Below are 20675 nucleotides of genomic sequence, written 5' to 3' on the forward strand. Positions count from 1 at the left end.
AAAATTTTCTCTTTCCTCTTTCATCTTACTCCAGACTTCTCACCGTTCTCTCCACCACAGCTTCCTTCCGAAACTCTCTTTTCATCTTCTCTCTTCCTGCTTTACCCATTTTTTCCCGTTCTTCTCTGCTGCAATGCAGCATCTTTTTCATTGCCTGATACAGCATCTCTTTGTTTTTTACTTCAACCAGCAGACCGCTTTTTCCATTTTCTACGCTTTCCCGGCAGCCCGGGATATTGCTTGTGATAACAGGGCGGCCGGTTGCCGCTGCTTCCAGGAGGACGTTGCTCATGCCTTCATGATAGCTGGGAAGAACGACACAGTCTGCTTCTGCATAAAATGGGCGCGGGTCTGACTGAAAGCCGTAAAAATGGGCGATTCCAAGCTGTTCCAGTTCTTCTACCTGCTTTTTGTAGATATCTTCAAAGAATCCGGCCAGATCAAGGACAAAGTCTTCGTTTTCTTCTTTCAGCCGCCGAACGGCATAAAAGAGTTCTTCTATTCCTTTTTCTTTCATGATTCGTCCGAGATACAGAAAATGGACACGGCTGTGATTCGGGTAAGGTTCCATTTTGTATTTTTCCAGGTTAATTCCCGCACCGGGCAGAACAACCTGACGATCTGCCGATACGATGTTTCGTTCGCCAAATTCGCGGGCGTTTTCTTTATTTTCAAAAAAGACATATTTTACTTTTCGGAAAGCGATTCGATACAGTACCGTAACAAATCCGGCCAGTACTGGTTTTTGGAATGCAGTTCCAAGTCCCTGTACGTTGGCATAATAGGGAATCTTTTTGCAACTGCAGAGCAGACCCATATAGATATTTGGTTTAATGGAATATGTAAGCACAAAGTCCGGGCTGATTTTTTGCAGAAGCCGCTTATAGTCCCGCAACAGCTTTGCCTCGGCAAAAGGATTCACGCCACGTCGGTTCATGGATACGGGAATACACTCGATTCCCATTTTCCGAAAATCTTCTTCATGCCCGACAAATGGCATGGCAAGAATCACTTCATGCTCTTTCTGCAAGGCTTCCACCAATTCTTTGCGAAACTGCCAGAACATATACGAATGATTGGTTACAATTAGAATTCGTTTTTTCATTTTTCTTTCCTGTTTCGGTGTAATATTCCGCATTGTTTCATTACTAATTTCATTATTTTCTTTATAAATTATATCATCTTTCAATCAATATGCAATTACTTTTCTCATTATTTTCCAGCTTCTATGTAAAACGAGGCAGCATGCTTTCCTTCCCAAAAACATCCTGCCCGTTTCTTCCTATCTTTTGCTATCTTTGCTATTTTTTCTATCTTTTGCTGTCTTTTACTACTTTTTCTATCTTTTGCTGTTTTTCTATCTTTCTCTGTCTTTTTCTATCTTTTTTATCTTCTTCTATTTTCCAACCTTCACAACCTCTTTTGCACCCTTCATCTGCTGTTTTTCCAGTCTGCCTTCGTGAATTCCATCCTGCCGCAGTACGGCTCCTGCTGTTCTCCAGAGACATTCCAGATCCATTTTGAGCTGGATATGGTGCACATAATATCCATCCAGTTCAGCTTTTTGCCGGATCGGCAGCTCATCCCGTCCATGGATCTGTGCCCATCCGGTAAGACCCGGACGGACGCTGTTTGCGCCGTACTGCTCACGCTCCACAAGGAGGTCATACTGATTCCAGAGTGCCGGACGCGGGCCAACCAGCGCCATATCGCCCTTCAGGATATTAAAGAGCTGTGGCAGCTCATCGAGGGATGTTTTCCGGAGAAACCGTCCGACTCTTGTGATGAAAAGATCGGGATTATTCAGCATATGGGTCGGCATATCATGTGGGGTATCGATACGCATCGTGCGGAATTTATATATGTAAAAATACGTGCCGTTCTTTCCTGCCCGCTTCTGCCGGAAGAAAATCGGTCCCGGCGAATCGAGATGGATCGCTATGCCAAGCAAAATCAGCAACCACGACAGTGCTGCCGTTCCAACCAGTGCAAGCAGCCGGTCCAGCAGATTTTTCAGATACATTTGATAAATTCCAGATTCCCTCATGTTTTCTTCCCCCTATTCTTTCACCGACTGGTTACTTTTCCGGCCTTCTTTTTCTTTTCCATAGCCGTACTTTCCGTAACCATAACCATATTTTCCGTAGCCATAACCGCCATAGGTGCTGTATCCGTAGCCTGTCGCACCCTCCGGCACGCCGTTCAGTACATAGCCGCAGACCGGAATTTGCGAATCCTCGAAGAATTCCAGTGCCCGCTGTACTTCACGGTCCTTGGTAGTTCCCTGGTGTACGACAAGAACTGCAGAATCTGCGATTCCGCCCAAAAGGGATGCATCCGACAGTACTCCGCACGGCGGCGTATCAATAATCAGAAGATCCGCATCCTCTTTCAATTCTTCGATCAGCGTTTTCATCCGCGCGGAACGCAGCAGGCCGGCCGGATTTTGTGTACTTCCGACACCCGGCAGAATTTTCAGCGACAGATCCCGATAATCGGTAAGTGCCTCATCCAGGCTGATCTGTCCTTTCAGCACTCCTATGATTCCACGTCCCTTCCGCTCGGAAAGTCCGATACACTTCAATACCGACGGATTTCGCAGATCTCCGTCCAGCAGCACTACGCGGTACTTCTTCTTTGCGAATGCTTCTGCGAGATTCACGGCAACGGTTGTCTTTCCCTCTCCCGGCACAGAGCTTGTCACAAGCAAAACAGGACAGTCGGCTTTTCCAAGCCCGTCCTCTGTTCTTGTCCGGATGAGCTGCATTGCTTCTTTGAAGGAATCCGGCACTTTGGGGTTACAGATCGTGATGGTCTGTTCTTTTACGTTGCTTCGTTTCTTGATTTTCGCCTCCGGCAGATTTCCAAGGAACGCTGCGTTCGTCAGCTTTTTCACGTCATCTGCCTGGCGAATTGTTTTTCTTGTTCTCACATAGATGAAGACCAAAAGCAGTGCAACGGCAAGTCCCGCCGCTGCTCCGATCATTCCGGCATGTACCGCATCCTGGCTGTTGATCGGGGATACCGGTACGCCGCTGTCGTCTACCACCGTCAGCGTTGTCGCACCGATTATGTACTCTGCTACCTCCGGATAATTGGTAATGACGGACTGAAGTACGCGATATGCCGTATCCGGTGAAGAATCTTTTACGCGAATTGTGAACAGGTTGGTGTTTTCCATCACGCTCGCCTCAATTTGGGATGTCACTGCTCCCACCTGAAGATCCCGTGCTACAACATCCTTTAATACACCGCTTGTTACGATATAAGGAAAGGTTTTTCCAAGCTGCTGCGCCGTCACATTGTCATAATAGGAATAGCCGACCGCGCGGTTTGATCCGACCACAAATGAGGTGTATGCCTCATACATGGGCTGATACCGCAGCTTTGCCGTCAGAAAGGAGCCGCCTCCCATGAGGATCACAAGAATCAGCACGCCCAAAAAGAATTTTCGGAATGCCTGGAAATATTCTGCCAGAAAGGCGATCAGATCGATTTTCTCCGGTTCCGCCGAATAGGTTTCATACGTTTCTCTGCTCATGCTCTTTGCTCCCTCTTATCGTTCTGCCCTGCTGTAGGTGCCGTATCCATATCCATAACCGTAGCTGTTGCCGATCCGCTCACCGAATCCCGGGTAAACATTTCCAAATACACAGCCGATCACTTTTTCCTCTTTCTGGTTCAATGCATCAATCGCATCGTTGATATCCCTCGTCAGTACGCCGTCCTGCCGCACGGAAAGAACTGCCGCATCGGCATACTCTGCAAGCTCTTCTGCATCCGCCGTCATTCCCATCGGCGGCGTATCCAGAATAATGTAGTCCATATTGGTCCGGCATGTCTCCAGAATCCGGTGGAAAATCTCACCGCCGATTGCAAGCGACGGCTCTTCCAGACGATTACGGCAGATTCCGGTATATACGTTGGTATCCTTGTGTTTCTCAAAAACGCCGGATGCCGACTCTTTTCCGAGGACAACCTTTCCGAAATCCTTTCCGTCTTTTTCCGGAATCTCAAAGATTTTATGTAACGCCGGCTGTCGGAAATCGCAGTCCAAAAGCAGTACACGGTTCTGCTCTTCTGCAAGAGCAAGCGCCAGATTTGCCGCAAGGGTCGATTTTCCTTCATTTTCCGCCACACTGGTCACCAGCAGCACTTTTCCGCCTTTTCGGTCCAGACGCCCCCGCACACGCGATGCAATACGCTTTAAGGATTCCACATACAGAAAGCTCCGCGCCGGATTGGTAATCAGCATGGAGCTGTTTTTCTTCTTCTTTTCGTGATACACAACGCCCAGCAGGTCCGCATCGATTTTGCGGGTGAATTCTGCCTCATTTTTGACGGTATCCCGCAGAAAGGAAAAGAGTCCGATGAGTGCCGCCATAGCAAGGGCTGCCGCAAGAAATGCGGTCGCGGCATACTTTTTGGTCGGAATCTGGTTCGATGGCACACCGGAAACCTGCGGCTGCTGCAGTGTCTCCAACACTACATTCGGAATAATATAGTCGGAAATGCTCGTATAATTGTTCAGTACCGACTTTAAGATCCGAAATGCCATTTCCGGCGAATCTGCGGTCACAGACAGCTCCATCAGATTGGATTCCGGCACAATGGAAGCATTCATTTTTGCCGGAAACGAGGACAGGCTGAGCTCCTCCATCACTTTTTTCTTCAAAATCGTATTTTCCAGAATTGCTTCAAATTTCTGTGCCATCTCATATGTGGCCGACAGGCTCGATGCCGCATTGGCATCCACCCCGCGTCCCATAACGGCAAATGTGGTTTTTACCGTATACCGGTCTTTGTGTACGGTCGCCATCACAGTATAGGTTATCATTGCCGCCGAACAGGCAATCAGAAGGATGACCCACCAGTTTTTTGCAATGTCGCACAGGATACTTCGGAGATCCCAGTCTGTTTTGCTGCTCTGCCCGTTTCCTGTTCTGTCGTATTCTCCCATCTGGATCCCCCCTATTCGTTTACACAGACGATCAGGCGGACGGAGCTTGTCTGCCCATCCTCCGCTGTCGCAGTGTATGTCACTTCATAAACACCCGCACTGCCGGTATCGACCGGATTGTCAATGGAAAACTGATTTTCTCCCAGAAGCTCTTCTTCATACGAAGCTGCATGAAGCGCACCGTCTTCTCTCTTTTCATACAGCATCTGATCCACACTCACGCTTTCCAGATATGCCTGCGGATCAAATGGCTGCTGCAGATCCAGATGAATCAGGTAATCGCTCAGGGTAATCTGCGGCCTTCCGTTCTCCTCTGCCGGATCGTAGAGTTCTACTGTCACCGGAAGACTTGTCACATCTCCGGCGCGGTTTGCAACCGAATATGTCACGTGGTACAGTCCCGGTGTACTGCTGATCTCATCCTCGTAAGAAATCCGGATGCGGTCGGTAATCGTTCCGTCCAGGCAGTCCTCCGCGGAAAGTCCCTCTGTCAGATCATCTGCATTCAGGCTGAACCGCAGCGGGCGATCCAGGGAAAAGACCGGTGAGGTGTAATCGTTATACACCAGTTCCCGCTCCGCATGCGTAACGTGGTTATCGGAATCAAAGGCGACGATACTGATTTTCCGCCGCCCTTTTTCCACAAAATTCGAAATATGTTCCACAGCAAGAGAACTCGTCACATCGCCGTCTTTTTTATCGTAAGCAGTTACTCCGGCCAGAAGTTCTGACTCCTCTGCATGGATGCTGGCAGAAATCTCACTGTTGTCCATCGTAATTTCCGGCCCTTTTCCGTCTTTTCCCGTCTGCTGCCGCACCAGACACCCGCCAAAGGCAAGTGTGGAAGCCAGAAACAGAATGAGAACTGCCGCTCTCGTTTTGTGCATATCAAAGATGCTCCTTTCGTTTCTGTAACGCCATTCTTCCTGTTTTTAGAGGAACCAGCGTCTTTTCCGTTTTCGTTCCGGGGACGGTTCATAGAAAATCTGACGGTCCTCCAGGATTCTTCTCGGATTCACTTTCACTAAAAGCTGTGCATACGCTTCTCCATACCGCTCCTCCAGAAACTGCCGGACTGGCCGCATGTCCGTGGTCCGGTAATCGGCTCCGTGGGCATCGCTTGCCACACAGCCCGCAAGGCGGTTTTCCAGTAGAAACCTTGCTGTCCGCTCAGCCTCTTCTCCAAATCTTCCAAACACGCTTCCTTTGTTGATCTGCAAAACCGCGCCCATTTCCCGGAATTCGTATAGAAGCTCCGGTGTATCCTGCACGCAGAAATACCGCTCCGGATGCGCCAGCACCGGGATTTTTCCCATCGCCGGAAATTCCAGCAGCCGCTTTCTGATTCCGTCCGGCGCCATATCAAACGGCACCTCGATCAGATAATAGCGGCTCTCATGGAGCGGTATCAGCTTTCTCTCTCTGATTTTTTTCTCCAGCGGTCCGATGCTCATGATTTCCATGCCGCGCACCAGGCTGATGGGAATGTGTTCTCTGTTGATTTCCCTCTCCAGACGGTAAAATTGCTCTTCTAACTGTTCCGATTCGTAGTTGACGTATCCGTCCTCCACGCCTTCGATTCCCGTCTGGTTTGCATGCGGCGTCACCGCGAGGATACGCACCCCGCTTTGTGCCGCCATTTCTGCCATTTCAAGGGAGGTGGACAAATTCGGGGATCCGTCGTCCACTCCCGGCAGAATATGTACATGAAGGTCCGTCATCCCTGTTTTTCTCCTTCGTACTGGTATTCCGGTACCATTTTCTTTACCAGATAACAGATGTCCGGACATTCGTTTTCCGCTTCCTTCGCGAGTTCCTTTATCTGCTCCCGGAATACCTTCTCGTCAAATGCAATCTGTCTGCCGATAAAAATCCGGCTGTTTTCTGTGGTCTGCATGCCCTCTTCATTCATCAGAAGTTCCTCATACAGCTTTTCGCCGGGTCGCAGGCCAATGTATTTGATCTTGATTTCTTTTTCCGGCTCATATCCGGAAAGGCGGATCATATTTTTGGCCAGGTCTGCGATTCTGACCGGATCTCCCATATTCAGGACAAAGATCTGACCGTTTTTCGCATAGGCGCCTGCCTCAAGTACAAGGCTGACTGCCTCCGGAATCGTCATAAAATATCGAATGATATCCGGATGCGTAACCGTCACCGGACCGCCGTGTTCGATCTGACGGCGGAACAGCGGAATGACACTTCCGTTGCTTCCCAGTACATTTCCAAAGCGCACTGCCGCAAACTCTGTCGTGCTGTGTCTTCCGATCAGCTGAATCACCATCTCACAGAGCCGCTTGCTCGCTCCCATGATGTTGGTCGGGTTGACTGCCTTGTCTGTTGATATCAGGATAAACTTCTTTACCTGATAATGGCTTGCTGTGCGCGCCGTTTTTAAGGTTCCAATAACATTGTTTTTAATCGCTTCATTCGGGCTGTCCTCCATCAGCGGCACATGCTTGTGGGCTGCTGCGTGAAAGACGATGTCCGGCCAGTACTTCGAAAAAATTGATTCCAGCCTCCGCTCATCCCGCACAGAACCAATCAGTACTGTCAAATTGAGATCTGGGAACTCCCATTCCAGAGATTTCTGAATCTGGTACGCATTGTTTTCGTAGATGTCAAAAATGATCAGATGCCCGACGTCGTGTCCGGCCAGCTGGCGGCAGATCTCACTTCCGATCGAACCGCCTCCGCCTGTTACCAGGATTGTTTTTCCCTTCACATAGCCCAGGATTGCATCGAGATCCACCCGGATGGGATCTCTTGGCAACAAATCCTCAATTTTTATTTTCTTTCTGATCTTTTTTTCTTCCTTCATAGCTCCCACTCTCATTCTGTTGCGTTTTTCTCCCGTATTCAGTTATCCTGTTCCTGCAGACAATCTTCCAGTAAATACAGCATTTCAAGTGCTGAACGAAAACCTGCTTTCTGTTTTCCGCAGATCAGAAATCCCTGCAGACTACAGTGCTGTCGGAACTGAATCTGAATACTGACCATACGCTCGGTTCCGGCTGGAAGCGTTGTATCCTGATTGTTCTTCATTTCATCTGTAAATTCCCACTCTTCTTTTTCCCCTTCTGAAAGGCTCCGCATACAGCTTCCTGCATCCGGCATGCCGAGCAGGTCATAAATGCGGTTCATCCGAAGCAGCATTTCTCCGTATCCCTCAAACGGAATGTCATAATGAAGCAGCGGCAGCCGGATCACTCCTTTGGAATGGCTTCCCTTCACTTCCTGAAAGCATAAAAATAATGCTGCATCTGCTGTTGTATGTACTTTTTCTCTGATTGTTTCTACTTCTCTGTTCATATTTCTCTCCATATGATATTTATTCTTTTATGGTAATGTTATATGTAATAATTATTTTTGGAATATTATACCAAATCAATCTCGCATCGTCAATCTTCTCTGCCTCCTTTTCTTTCGATTTTCTTTTGATTTTCCTGTTTTTTTCTTCTGCTTTTTCTGTCTATCGTTCCTTTTTTTACTTTTTTCGCCCCTTTCTGCCATACGGTGTCACTTTCTGTCGAACGATTTTAACAGAAGTCCGTCAATTCGGCTTGAATGAGATTCTGTCACTGTGTTAAACTACACTTTGTATTTTTATGATGTTTGCTGTAATGCTCTCCTCCTGCTTTTATTTTGTACCCTATCATGTTTCTTTGCGCTGGACAACCGCTTCGACTTGAACGGCTGCACTTCGACGCAAACGGTATACTTTCCCGGAGGTGTTTTTCTTGTATTCCAAATTAATATTCCCACTCGATCCAAACGATTCTGTTCTGCTCGAAATTCCAGTCATTATCTCACAGGGTGTTTCCCAAAAATACCGGCTGGCGCTCGACGACCTGATTTACGTTGAAGCCTGCCAGCACCGACTGATTCTCCACACCATTCAGGGAGATTTTACAACCCGCTGCACATTTGCCGACCTGACGGTCTGCCTTACACCAAGTGATCGTTTTTTCCACGGCGGAAAAGGTCTGCTGATCAACTTTGCCCACGTTTCCCTTGTACAGGTAACTGGCGAAGTTCTGCTGAAAAATGGGCAGATCATTTTCTGCAGCCGCCGGCGAAGGCGTGAGACCCGGGAAGCCTTCCTGGTCTACGCCGGAGCAGGAAAGTTTTCCTACGAAACGATATAAAAAAACAGGAGGGCTGCCGCACGAAGAAAAATTTCCACAAAATATAGATTTTGTAGTGTTTTCGCTTCGTGCGACAGCCTCTCCTGTTAATATATGTTTTTGCTTAATGCTTGTCTGCTGCAAGCTCCATTCGAGCTGCAAACTGTGTATAAAAATCTGTATTTCCGTCATACGGAAGCAGATAAAACAGCTTCAGAATGTTCATGCTGATCTGCTGCCGGAATGCATCGTCCTCGCTTTCGCGCGCCGCATTCTGTTTTTCCTTCAGATAATAATGCCATTTTGTCGTAAAGGCTTCGTATTTCCCAAGCTCCGGCGTATCGAGCCAGCGGCGGACCTTGACCTTTGTCTTGTTCTCCTTCGGACATTCGTTCACCTGAAGGAAATAAGAAAATGTTCCATCCTCATACAGCCGACCCAGCGGAAACATCCGACAGAAGCCCGGGCGTGCATCGTGGATGCTGCAGCGGCCTTCTTCATTTAAAAAGCTGCACCGGTCTGACTGCTCTGTCATCTTCAGATGTGGCAGAATAACACCGTCCACGACACGAAGCGCCACGTTCCCAGCCAGCAAAATCTCTTCCATCGTCTTTCCCAGCTTTTTCTCCAGGCGGTAGACATCCATCGGGTCGAGTACAATCGAATCTCCCATCCCATGACAGCAGGCGGAGCATCCGCGGCAGTCGTCGCAGCCCACTTTTACAAGATCATTAGCTCCGTATCGTTTTCCATCTGAAATTTTATCTATCTCTACATTTCGTTCCATTTTTTCTTCCTATCTTTTCTCTTAATCCTTGCTTTTGGTCTCTTCTCTCGATCTTTGCTTTTAATCCTTGCTTTTGATCTTTGCTTTTGATCTTCGCTTTTGATCTTTGCTTTCGATCCTTGCTTTCGGTCTTTTCTCCCGATCTTTATTTCTTCCTCACATTTCTACTCCCACAACATGCAGTACCTCGTCCTTTACCTGGAATTTGATTTCCATTCCCGCAAAGGAAAGTCCGTAGACGCGTTCTTCGCTGTTCTGATACGATGGACGCGGATCCTGCTCCAGCACTTTTTTCAGCGCCGCACGGTGGTCTGCCGGAACCTTTTCCAGCAGCTCGTCCGGAATCTCAACCGGAATAAAGTATTCTTTCGTCTTTTCCGTAAAGCTGCCAAGTGCCTCCACGTGACTGTCTACATGCGGCAGATACGGTTTGATATCCAGAATCGGTGTGCCGTCCATCAGATCTGCTCCCGTAAGGTGCAATACCGGACCAAGCGACGGATGCTGCTCCACATATTCCAGCTTTACCGAAGAAAGACCGATCGGATTCGGACGGAACGGCGAACGCGTAGCAAATACGCCGACACGCTTATTTCCGCCAAGCCGCGGCGGCCGCACCATCGGAGACCAGGTATCCCGCACGGCTTCCGAAAACTCCCAGATCAACCAGAGATGGGAATATTCTTCCAGCCCCCTCAGTGCATTTGCATCGCGGAACTCCGGTTCAAAAACGATCGTACTCTTTAGTTCTTCGATCAGTCCGCTCTGCCTCGGAATCCCGAATTTTTCCGGGAAATCCGTGTGGATTCGGGCGATCACCTTCATTGCAATTTCTTCTGCCACGTTTCTTACTCCTTTTCTTTCCTGCATCTTCTCTTCTATTTCGCATGGCTCTGAATCATTACCATATGTTTTATCTTAACATTTTGTTTTTGAAAAGTCCACCATGCGCATTCCCCTTCGCCGACTCCCCTGCGGATACTACACGTTACGGGTCACGCAGAGCCTGCCAGACGGTGACTTATACTCCAAGCTCCCGCATGCTTTTCAGCAGCTCCTCGATCTGTTCTGCTGTTTCCTTTACTTTCTCTTCCATCCCGATCAGTTCCCTGCGGTACATCTGTTTTTTCTCCGTCACATCCAGCGCATGTACCGTCTGGACCAGAAATGTTTCTGCCTTTGACTGAAGCTCTTCCGGCAGATGTGTCTCTTTCAGACGGTTTCGAAAGCTTTCCAGATCCTTTCCTGCCGCTCTTAAATACTGATTCATATGAAGCCCCGTGTGGCGCATCCTTGCACGCCCCTCGCTTCGCACCCTGGCATACGTTTTCTGGCTTTTTGCTGCATACAGTGTCATCTGTACATACATCAGGCTGGTCAGTGCCTTTTCTCCTGTCATTGCAGTTTCGTACAATTCTTTTTTTACTCTTTGGCTGCTCATACATTCCTCTCTCTCCGCCACGCTTCTTTCGCTGGCAACGGATGGCAGTTCATGTTTGGTATTCAGGAGTCGAAGGATAAAAAAAGACTCCTATCATGACATCTGCCACAATAAAAGTCTTGCGTTCTCATTTGATACGGATGTTTCTCAACATCGGCTGACGGTTTCAAACCCGCACGGGATGTTTTTATTTCAGATCCCGCGGCGTTTCGCTACTCCCTTTTATTTGTTGAGATGAATCTTAGCACACTTATTGCTAAATTGCAAGCATATTTTTTGCATATCATGCATGATTTCATGCATCCTATTATTTTTGACGGTGTTTCTTCCTATATAAATGGAATGCCGGAAAGCATACGGTTCCCACCATTAAAATAAGGAAAACCACATCCGCATATAGCTTCACATATTCTGCCGCCTGCTCCCATGCAGCGCCGACCGCTGCACCGATGCCAACCAGAAGAAGATTCCAGACCGTACTCCCGACTATGGTATATAGCAGAAATCCCGGCATCTTCATCCCCGCCATGCCGGCCGGAACCGAGATGAGACTTCGGATAATCGGAATGCATCGGCCGAGCAGCACAGCCCGCTGCCCCTTTTTCTGAAACCAGGCAATGGTCTTCCAGGCATCCTCTGCCCGAAACCCCAGAAGCTTCATCGGCCGGCTCTCGAGCAGCTCGGCAAGCCCTTCCGGGCTGACGAGGGTTCCGGCTCCGTACAGCACCAGCGCGCCAAGCAGTGAGCCCGCCGTAGATGCCAGCACAACCCCCGCCGGGTGCAGCCGAGTACACGTTGTCAGAAAACCGCCAAAGGTCAGAATCACCTCGGAGGGAATCGGTGGAAATACATTTTCCACCGCAATCAGAATCAGAATACCAAGATAGCCAAAACGGTTGACCATATCCAGAATCACGCTCTGCAAATTTTTCTCTTCCTTTTCATTTCCGGCATAGAAACCTCTTCCCCGCAGCTGCCAGATAGCCGGTTTTCCGGTCTTATCGGTTTTCCTGCCGGAAATGCTCTTTTTCTTCTCCTGCATTTTATGCGCCTTTTCCACGGTGCATGAATCCTTTTTGACTACTTCTTTACAATTCCGTCAGATTTTCTTCCTTTTGTTTTCATGTTCTCTTCAGAAAAGCTTTATCCCGTGTACACATTCTGGTCACAATTTTCCCGTATACTAATCTTATCAACAACAAAGGAAGTAAAAAACAACCTCCATTGTTTCTCTATAAATAAACCGGAGACGGCAAAGCATTTCTGGAAGCACGTCTCCAACGCCAACCTTTCTAATAGATAGATTTCTTTTTCATACCGCCGGGGCTTCAACCAAGTCCCGGCCTCTCTCCTTTTGGGGAGATTTTTTTTGTAACGATTCAGATCCATGCGAAATTCCGGAAAAATCGCGAATCATGCTTGCGCGAAGGAGTGCTTTTTCTGAATCGCTTCTATTCCTGCCGCATTTTTTTCTTGCACGTGACTTTTCTCTATAGTAAAATAAAATCAGTTGTTTGTAACTCTTCAGAACCCAATGGGGAAAACTTTGCATCATCCCTGCAGGAATGATCCGTTTCTTTCAAACAAATACCATGGAAAAAAGGGAGAAAAATACCATGAAAATTGGATTTGACAATGAAAAATACCTGAAAATGCAGTCCGAGCACATCCGCGACCGCATCAACCAGTTTGACAACAAGCTGTATCTGGAATTCGGTGGAAAGCTGTTCGACGATTTCCACGCATCCCGCGTTCTTCCGGGCTTTGCACCGGACGCAAAACTGCGCATGCTGATGCAGCTTTCCGATCAGGCCGAGATTGTTATGGCAATTTCCGCATCCGATATTGAGAAAAACAAAATCCGCGGTGACCTCGGCATCACCTACGACAGTGATGTACTCCGTCTGATCGACGAGTTCCGCGGACGCGGCCTCTACGTCGGAAGCGTAGTAATTACCCAGTATTCCGGCCAGCACAGCGCAGATGCCTTTAAAAAGAGACTGCAAAAGCTCGGCATCCCGGTTTACATTCACTACACAATTCCGGGCTACCCGCACAATGTACCGCTGATCGTAAGCGATGAGGGATATGGAAAGAACGAATACATCGAAACGACACGCCCGCTCGTTGTCGTTACCGCACCGGGACCGGGAAGCGGAAAGATGGCAACCTGTCTTTCCCAGCTTTACCACGAGCACAAACGCGGTGTAAACGCCGGCTATGCCAAATATGAAACCTTCCCGATCTGGAATCTGCCGCTGAAGCACCCGGTCAACCTGGCCTATGAGGCTGCTACCGCCGATCTGAACGATGTCAACATGATCGACCCGTTCCATCTTGAGGCATACGATGTAACAACCGTCAACTATAACCGTGATGTTGAGATTTTCCCGGTTCTGCGCGCCATTTTCCAGCAGATTTTCGGCGAGAGCCCATACAAATCCCCGACCGACATGGGTGTCAACATGGCCGGAAACTGCATTGTCGATGATGCCGCATGCTGCGAGGCTTCCCGCCAGGAGATCATCCGCCGCTACTATAACGCTGTGGACGGCATCGCAGACGGTTCCCGTTCCGAGACAGAGGCTTACAAAATCGAGCTTCTGATGAAACAGGAGAACATCGTTGCCGCAGACCGCACCACCGTTTCCCCGGCTCTTGTCCGCGCTGAAGCGACCGGCGCACCGGCTGCTGCCATGGAGCTTTTGGACGGACGCATCATCACCGGAAAGACAAGCGATCTGCTCGGCTCAAGCGCAGCACTTCTGCTGAATGCTTTAAAAGACCTTTCCGGTATTGAACACGACGTACACGTTCTCTCACCGGAATCCATCGCTCCGATCCAGACACTGAAAACAAAGTATCTCGGAAGCAAAAATCCGCGTCTCCATACTGACGAAGTTCTGATCGCCCTGTCCGCTACCGCTGCACAGAGCGAGGATGCACAGAAAGCACTCTCCTGCCTGCCGCAGTTAAAGGGCTGCCAGGTGCACTCCAGCGTTATGCTCTCCGATGTGGACCGCAAAATGTTCCAGCGTCTGGGATGCGATCTGACCTGTGAGCCGAAATTTCAGTAAATAATTTTTATATCTTGGACATAAAAAATCCAGGGCATACGGTACTTTCCGTACCTGCCCTGGATTTTTTCTTTTCCGGCTTCTGTTTATAAATTTTCTTTTCCGAATCCCATTGGCAGCAGCTCCTCGAGTGTCATTTCTTTCCAGGAACCGTCGCCCTTGCAGAGAAGGACGAGAAATTCGTTCGGATCAACGAATTCCCGCAGGACCTGGCGGCAGACACCGCACGGTGTGCAGAAATCCTCCGGCTCTGCCTCTCCCGGGCCGCCGCAGACGGCGATCGCGTCAAATTCCGTTATGCCCTCGGATACGGCTTTGAAGACCGCGGTGCGCTCCGCGCAGTTTGTCGGTGTATACGCCGCATTTTCAATGTTGCATCCGGTATAAATCGCTCCATTCTTTGCCAGAACCGCCGCGCCTACGCGGAACTTCGAATACGGCACATACGCAAATTTCCGCGCTGCCAGAGCCTGTTTTACCAGCTCCTGTTTTATTTCTGTACTGATTTCCTGTTTCATATCCAGCATCCCCTTTCCAGTATCCCCCTATTTTTCTTTCTTATTTCTGGTCTTCCCGGATCAGAATCCGCAGCGCCTCGATGGCTACCTGAATCGCACCTTCCGTATCGTGCGTAATGTGGTTCTCCATGCCGCGTTTCACTCTCTCCTGATTTCCCATCACAAGAAAATCGGATCCGGCACGGACGCCGCGGGCACTTGCCACGATAAAGAGTGCCGCCGATTCCATCTCTGACGCTTTGCATCCAAGCTTCATCCATGCATCCCATTTTTTCAGCAGCTCATCGCCGACCGGCATCTGCTCCGGGTCGTGCTGGCCGTAGAAGGAATCCTTGCACTGTACCACGCCCGCATGCCATTTTTTCCCAAGATTCTTTGCCGCCTGCACCAGCGCATTCGTCACGGTAAGGTCTGCGACTGCCGGGAACTCGATCGGTGCGTATTCCTTTGACGTTCCCTCCGCACGGATCGCTCCCGTTGCCACCACGATATCGCCGCCCTCTACATCGAGTGCCATACCGCCGCATGTTCCGACGCGGATAAACGTATCGGCGCCGCACTGGATCAGCTCTTCCATCGCGATGGAAGCCGACGGACCGCCGATGCCGGTAGATGTAACGGAAACCTTTACACCGTCCAAAGTACCCGTATAAGTCACAAATTCCCGGCTGTCTGCGACGAGCACCGGGTTCTCAAAGTAAGCTGCAATTTTTTTACACCGTTTGGGATCTCCCGGCAGAATCACGTACCGTCCCACATCGCCTTTTCGGATCTGCAGATGATACTGCAGCCCTTCTTCTCCTGAATAATTCTGCATATGCAAAAACCTCCTTCGTATTTTCGTATTCTCATAGTTCTATTTTACCACAGGCCGCACCGCAAATACAAGGCTTGACACCATTTCGCTTCCCCTTTCATTACGGATATAATCACGTTCCGCAGTTGCCTTTTTCCATTCGAGATGCTACAATAGGCACAGAACCAGAGTTCTTACTTTCATTTTTACGAGGAGGGATTATTTTATGAGTTCCTATGTCATCAGCTGCTGCTCTACGGCAGACCTTACCGAAGAACATTTCTCCAAACGGGAAATCTCATACATCTGTTTCCATTACAAATTAAATGACACCGAGTACGCGGACGATCTCGGCAAGTCCATGCCGTTCGATCAGTTCTATGCCGCCATGGCCGCCGGCGCTTCCACGAAAACATCCCAGGTGAATGCCGATGAATTTGAAGCCTATTTTGAAACATTCCTGCAGGACGGCAAAGACATTCTCCACGTCTGCCTCTCCTCCGGCATTTCCGGTGTCCTGAATTCTGCGATGATCGCCAAAGCCGACCTTGAAGAGCGCTACCCTGAACGGAAAATCCTCATCGTGGATTCCCTCGGCGCTTCCTCCGGCTATGGTCTTCTGATGGACCGCCTTGCCGACCTGCGCGATGAAGGAAAACCGCTGGAAGAGGTTTACGATTTTGCGATGAAAAACCGCCTCAAAGTCCATCACTGGTTCTTCTCCACGGACCTCACCTTCTACGTGCGCGGCGGCCGCATCTCCAAAGCCTCCGGCGCAATCGGCGGCCTCCTCGGTATCTGCCCGCTGCTCAACATGGACAACGAAGGACGGCTGATTCCGCGGTTCAAAATCCGTACGAAGAAAAAAGTCATCAAAAAAATCGTCGACCAGATGGAAGAAAACGCCGAGGGCGGCCTCTCCTACTCCGGCAAATGCTACATTTCCCAGTCCGCCTGCTACGAAGATGCGCGGGCCGTTGCAGATCTTATCGAGGAACGCTTTCCCAATCTGAACGGAAAAGTCGAGATCAACAACATCGGAACCACCATCGGCAGCCACACAGGGCCAGGAACCGTGGCATTGTTTTTCTGGGGGAAAGAACGGGTGGATTAACTCTCCTGCACTTCCATCTATAGCAAGACCCGAAAATAATGCAAAAAAGGCAGTGCTGCAGAGCGCGAATTGCAAGGAACAGATTTGAAGGCGTACCGGGGTACGACGAAAATCTGTGACGCAGTAATTCACGCTCTGCGGTGCTGAATTTTTTGCATTATTTTCGGGTCTTGCTATAAAAACAGGGAAGAAAAAAGCTCTGTCCATTTGGGCAGAGCCTTCTTGTTTTCCTTCTATTCTTCTATCTTCCCTCTCCAACATTTCCGCACCAGTGCAAACACCAGATACCCGATGGCTGCTCCAAGCGTATTCGTCACAACATCATCTAACTGGCAGAAGCCGCGCTCTGTTAAAAGCTGCACAGTTTCCAACATCATGCTCGTGGCAAATGCCGCATACACGCAGTACCACCATCTCCGAAGAAACGGCACCGCCGCCGGCAGTAATACACCGAACGGCAGAAACAGCAGAATATTTTCCACAAAATACCGGTCCGGCAGACACTGGTTTCCCCAGGTTTCAAACAGCTTCAAATCCACACCGGTTCTCGAACCCGGTTCTCTCGAAAGCAGTGTAATCGAAATCAGCATGGCAAAATAGACGGCTACCAGAAACCACGCCAGAAGCTGCCCGCCGTGCAGCGCACGGTACTGCTCCAGCCGTTTCCGTTTCTTCTGTATCTGCTGATTTTTCCACGCCGCCGCAACCGTCACAAAGCCGACACCGACTGCAACCGCATGCGGCAGATACCGGAATGTATCAAAAATATCCTGTTCAATCGTTGTCAGATAAAGAGGAATTGCCATTTACATCACCTTCCGTATTTTCGCGGCTGATCGCAAACACCCGCGAGATAATCGAGACTGCAGTCATACAGCTTTGCCAGCGTAATCAGACAGTCCAACGGAATCTCACGGATGCCTTTTTCATACCGGTTGTAGGTGTCCGGGTGACTGAAAATCTTCCGCGCCGCCTGTGTCATCGAGTAACCGCGTTCCAGACGGAGCTCTTTCAGCCGGATCAGCATTTTCTCCCGCTCCGGCGTTTCTTCTATTTTTCTGTGCATTACTTTCCTTCTTTTTCCTGCTCCGTTTCCGCCGCTGCTTTTTCTGCCTCCGGCACATACCCCGGATTGTCGTCGTATCCTTCCAGGAAATTGTGGCGGATGCCGTGCTGCTTGTAGCCGACCACGGTGTCAATGTTGACATTTTCGACACTGCGGAAAATATTGCTCTCCACGAACGGATTCACCTTTTTCAGGTTTTTGATCAGTTCCTTGATCTCCACGCGTTTCGAACGATTCTCCTCGTTATTGCAGGTCGTGCAGGTATCGGTAAACTTGCAGGCACACTGGATGAAATGCAGACCGTTATAATCTCTCCACGCCTTGATATCGTCCTCACGCACCAAATACAGCGGGCGGATCAGCTCCATGCCCTCGAAGTGGATGCTGTGAAGCTTCGGCATCATCGTCTGCACCTGCGCACCGTAGAGCATTCCCATGAGGATCGTCTCGATGACATCATCGTAATGATGGCCGAGTGCAATCTTGTTGCAGCCGAGCTGCTGTGCAAAATGATACAGATGGCCGCGGCGCATTCTCGCGCAGAGATAACACGGGGAATTTTCCACATGGTAGACCGAATCGAAAATGTCTGTCTCGAAAATGGTGATCGGAATGTGGAGGCTCTTTGCGTTGTCCTCGATCACTTTGCGGTTCTCCGGGCTGTATCCCGGATCCATGACAACGAATTTTACTTCGAAATCAAATTTATTGTGAAGCTTTAACTCCTGAAAGCATTTCGCCATCAGCATCGAATCTTTTCCGCCGGAAATACAGACGGCAATTCTGTCACCCGGCTTTACCAGCTCATACGTGTTGATCGCTTTCGTAAATTTGGACCAGATCGCCTTTTTGAACTTCTTGCGGAGACTCTTCTCGACATCCGCCGCCTTGTCCTGCTCCTCCGGCGCGCTCATCACGTCCATCAGCCAGGCGATGTAACCGCCCTCCAGACTCACAGCGTCCCAGCCCTTCTCCTGCAGTTCTTCCGCAGCAGCCACACTGAACCGGCCGCGGCTGCAGCAGATAATCGTCTTTTTGCTCCGGTCAATCGCATCACTTGTCTCGATTTCTTCTGTCTTCATCCCAAGCGCTCCCGGAATCGCGCCGTGGGAGATCTCTACCGCATCGCGGATATCGACGATCTGATAGCTTGACGGATCGAGCTCTTTTAGTTCTTTTATTGAAATACTGGTACTCATGTAATTTTTCCTTTTCTAATTTAAAATGCCTTACTTTTCTTCATTCTTTCATTGTATCGTTTTTTCTGTGGCTGTCAAGAAAAAACGCGCAAAAACGGGGAGTCTCTGAACATTCGTTTCAAATCCTCCCCCACTTTTTTATTTTTTCCGAATATCCGCCATCGTCTTCAGCAGAAGTTCTTTCTTCCAGAAGACCAGCCCTGCACTTGCGAGCAGAATCGCGTAACGCAGGATTCTGTACGGGAAAATAAGATTGCAGATGATGCTTGCTCCAATCAGAAAAACGGAGCACGCCACAAGAAATCCTGGACTCATCAGATTTTCCTGGATTCCTTCGTTCACCAGAATCCGTTTGCTCACAATATAATGGCCGACCGAATACAGCATATAGCATGCCAGCGTCGTGTAACCGGCCGCGATGTAACCGAACAGGCGGATAAAAATAAAGTTCAGCACCACATTCGCTCCAGCCGCCGCCATGGATGCAGCCATCAGAAACTGTGTTTTTTCATAATAAAACTGCGGCATCGAGAGAATATTATAAATGAAGATAAAGAACACACTCGCTGCCACCGGCGGAATGACGTACACCGCCTCGCGGTACTTCGGTGATCCGAAAATCAGCACCAGCTCCGGGCTGATCAGCATCAGCGCCACGGCTATGCCGACCACTACAATGCTCAGCAGCTGCAGCACCTTCCGCATCGAGCGGATGTCGCCCTTTTTGATCTTGCTGTACATCCACGGTGTCAATGCACTGTTCATACCGCTGATGAAAAGCTGCACCAGCATACCAATGCTGTACGCCAGCCCGTACAGCGCAACTTCCGTCTTTCCGACCATCTTGTCGATCATGATGCGGTCGCCCTGATTCAGGATAATACCGGACAGATAATGCGGCACAATCGGAATTCCGATCCGCAGTGCGTAGCCCCAGTATTCCTTCGAAAAGAACTCTTTTCCTTTGCAAAACTGGAACACAATAATCGGCACACAGATGCAGACCTGCACCCCGACGATACCTAAGATCCGCATCATGGCCGTACCGCCGTTGATACGGATCAGCACCAGGCTCGCGATCGGGTTCATCAGCGCCTGCAGAATCGTCACGCAGACCAGAATCCGGTACCGATACTCAAACCGCTGCCGCCCCGACCAGTAAGAAAGCGCCGGACTCAGCAGCGCTTCCAGAAACATCAGCAGAATCATGGATTTCGGCAGATTTAAAATCTTCTCCCAGAAACCCGATGTAAAACAATACAATGCAAAAACCGCACCCGTAATCACAAGCGTCAGTCCCTGCATTGCAGATGTATATTCATCCCGCTGCTTCTCGTACTTTGCCATCGCATTGTCATAAACACCATTAAATAAATACAGCGATGTCATAATCGTCAAAATCTGCAGCCAGGACAGATAAACCGTATAGGTTCCGTACTCCTCGGTGCTCATCAGACGCGTGAAAATCGGAACTGTGATGAACGAAATGCCTTTCTGTAAAAAACTGCAGATCGTAAACCAAAGCGCCGCCTTCGCCTGGACGGAGAGAGAACGGTATTTTGAGGTAATGTTCATGTAAAATAGAACTCC

General features: G+C 49.3%; 20 protein-coding genes and 1 pseudogene. 3 read left to right on the top strand and 18 right to left on the bottom strand.

Features of this window, described 5'->3' with window-relative positions:
• Positions 1-25: 25 nt before the first annotated feature.
• From DXD02_RS06850 to DXD02_RS06885, 8 genes and pseudogenes are all read right to left on the bottom strand, one after another.
• Positions 26-1105 (bottom strand): glycosyltransferase family 4 protein, encoded by a 1080-nt coding sequence (locus DXD02_RS06850; RefSeq protein WP_117509438.1) that lies wholly within the window; start codon positions 1103-1105, stop codon positions 26-28.
• Positions 1106-1396: 291 nt separating this feature from the next.
• A complete protein-coding gene (locus tag DXD02_RS06855; protein ID WP_227093694.1) occupies positions 1397-2047 on the bottom strand; it encodes a sugar transferase in 651 nt (216 codons plus the stop codon).
• Between the two features lie 12 nt (positions 2048-2059).
• The gene (locus tag DXD02_RS06860; protein ID WP_117509390.1) at positions 2060-3541 is read right to left on the bottom strand and encodes a polysaccharide biosynthesis tyrosine autokinase; all 1482 of its coding nucleotides are present in this window, start codon (positions 3539-3541) and stop codon (positions 2060-2062) included.
• Between the two features lie 15 nt (positions 3542-3556).
• A complete protein-coding gene (locus DXD02_RS06865; RefSeq protein WP_055266465.1) occupies positions 3557-4960 on the bottom strand; it encodes a polysaccharide biosynthesis tyrosine autokinase in 1404 nt (467 codons plus the stop codon).
• Positions 4961-4971: 11 nt separating this feature from the next.
• The gene (locus DXD02_RS06870; RefSeq protein WP_055266467.1) at positions 4972-5847 is read right to left on the bottom strand and encodes a hypothetical protein; all 876 of its coding nucleotides are present in this window, start codon (positions 5845-5847) and stop codon (positions 4972-4974) included.
• A gap of 45 nt (positions 5848-5892) precedes the next feature.
• Entirely contained in the window at positions 5893-6681 is a 789-nt protein-coding gene (locus DXD02_RS06875) for a tyrosine-protein phosphatase (protein WP_055266469.1), read from the bottom strand.
• Positions 6678-7757, bottom strand: a pseudogene (locus DXD02_RS06880) (UDP-N-acetylglucosamine 4,6-dehydratase family protein); the annotation flags it as partial. The pseudogene DXD02_RS06880 and the gene DXD02_RS06875, both read right to left, overlap by 4 nt.
• Before the next feature lie 62 nt (positions 7758-7819).
• Positions 7820-8272: a hypothetical protein gene (locus DXD02_RS06885; protein WP_022461015.1), complete on the bottom strand. Its 453-nt coding sequence runs from the start codon at positions 8270-8272 to the stop codon at positions 7820-7822.
• 428 nt (positions 8273-8700) lie between these two features.
• Between DXD02_RS06885 and DXD02_RS06890 the strand changes: the two genes are divergently transcribed.
• Positions 8701-9108 (top strand): LytTR family DNA-binding domain-containing protein, encoded by a 408-nt coding sequence (locus DXD02_RS06890; protein ID WP_158554971.1) that lies wholly within the window; start codon positions 8701-8703, stop codon positions 9106-9108.
• Between the two features lie 103 nt (positions 9109-9211).
• Here DXD02_RS06890 and DXD02_RS06895 read toward each other — a convergent pair whose 3' ends face one another.
• From DXD02_RS06895 to DXD02_RS06910, 4 genes are all read right to left on the bottom strand, one after another.
• Positions 9212-9874, bottom strand: a complete 663-nt coding sequence (locus DXD02_RS06895; protein ID WP_117509393.1) for a YkgJ family cysteine cluster protein — start codon at positions 9872-9874, stop codon at positions 9212-9214.
• A gap of 156 nt (positions 9875-10030) precedes the next feature.
• Positions 10031-10717: a tRNA (N6-threonylcarbamoyladenosine(37)-N6)-methyltransferase TrmO gene (gene tsaA / locus DXD02_RS06900; protein WP_117509440.1), complete on the bottom strand. Its 687-nt coding sequence runs from the start codon at positions 10715-10717 to the stop codon at positions 10031-10033.
• Between the two features lie 178 nt (positions 10718-10895).
• Positions 10896-11315 (bottom strand): hypothetical protein, encoded by a 420-nt coding sequence (locus DXD02_RS06905; protein WP_117509394.1) that lies wholly within the window; start codon positions 11313-11315, stop codon positions 10896-10898.
• Between the two features lie 307 nt (positions 11316-11622).
• Positions 11623-12357 carry a DedA family protein gene (locus tag DXD02_RS06910; protein WP_319638341.1) on the bottom strand — a complete coding sequence of 245 codons (735 nt, stop codon included), beginning with the start codon at positions 12355-12357 and terminating at the stop codon, positions 11623-11625.
• 574 nt (positions 12358-12931) lie between these two features.
• Between DXD02_RS06910 and DXD02_RS06920 the strand changes: the two genes are divergently transcribed.
• Positions 12932-14392, top strand: a complete 1461-nt coding sequence (locus DXD02_RS06920; RefSeq protein ID WP_117509441.1) for a DUF1846 domain-containing protein — start codon at positions 12932-12934, stop codon at positions 14390-14392.
• Positions 14393-14478: 86 nt separating this feature from the next.
• Here the strand turns inward: DXD02_RS06920 and DXD02_RS06925 are convergent, their stop codons facing one another.
• Both DXD02_RS06925 and udp read right to left on the bottom strand, forming a co-directional pair.
• Positions 14479-14910 (bottom strand): cytidine deaminase, encoded by a 432-nt coding sequence (locus tag DXD02_RS06925; protein WP_117760908.1) that lies wholly within the window; start codon positions 14908-14910, stop codon positions 14479-14481.
• 40 nt (positions 14911-14950) lie between these two features.
• The gene (gene udp, locus DXD02_RS06930) at positions 14951-15727 is read right to left on the bottom strand and encodes a uridine phosphorylase (protein ID WP_055220432.1); all 777 of its coding nucleotides are present in this window, start codon (positions 15725-15727) and stop codon (positions 14951-14953) included.
• Between the two features lie 205 nt (positions 15728-15932).
• Here udp and DXD02_RS06935 point away from each other — a divergent pair, with 205 nt between their 5' ends.
• Complete coding sequence (locus DXD02_RS06935) at positions 15933-16820, top strand: DegV family protein (RefSeq protein ID WP_117509396.1); 888 nt, start codon at positions 15933-15935, stop codon at positions 16818-16820.
• Positions 16821-17053: 233 nt separating this feature from the next.
• On the opposite strand, the gene DXD02_RS06940 is transcribed toward DXD02_RS06935, so the two are convergent.
• The 4 genes from DXD02_RS06940 to DXD02_RS06955 form a co-directional block, all read right to left on the bottom strand.
• Positions 17054-17626 carry a VanZ family protein gene (locus DXD02_RS06940; RefSeq protein WP_117509397.1) on the bottom strand — a complete coding sequence of 191 codons (573 nt, stop codon included), beginning with the start codon at positions 17624-17626 and terminating at the stop codon, positions 17054-17056.
• Between the two features lie 5 nt (positions 17627-17631).
• Positions 17632-17886, bottom strand: a complete 255-nt coding sequence (locus DXD02_RS06945) for a helix-turn-helix domain-containing protein (RefSeq protein ID WP_118666609.1) — start codon at positions 17884-17886, stop codon at positions 17632-17634.
• The gene (locus DXD02_RS06950; protein WP_118666610.1) at positions 17886-19085 is read right to left on the bottom strand and encodes an ATP-binding protein; all 1200 of its coding nucleotides are present in this window, start codon (positions 19083-19085) and stop codon (positions 17886-17888) included. The genes DXD02_RS06945 and DXD02_RS06950 overlap by 1 nt, the downstream gene beginning before the upstream one ends.
• Positions 19086-19223: 138 nt before the next feature.
• Positions 19224-20660 (bottom strand): lipopolysaccharide biosynthesis protein, encoded by a 1437-nt coding sequence (locus DXD02_RS06955; protein WP_055220423.1) that lies wholly within the window; start codon positions 20658-20660, stop codon positions 19224-19226.
• Positions 20661-20675: the final 15 nt, after the last annotated feature.

The organism is Blautia sp. TF10-30 (genome assembly GCF_003481245.1).
GTDB lineage: Bacteria > Bacillota > Clostridia > Lachnospirales > Lachnospiraceae > Fusicatenibacter > Fusicatenibacter saccharivorans.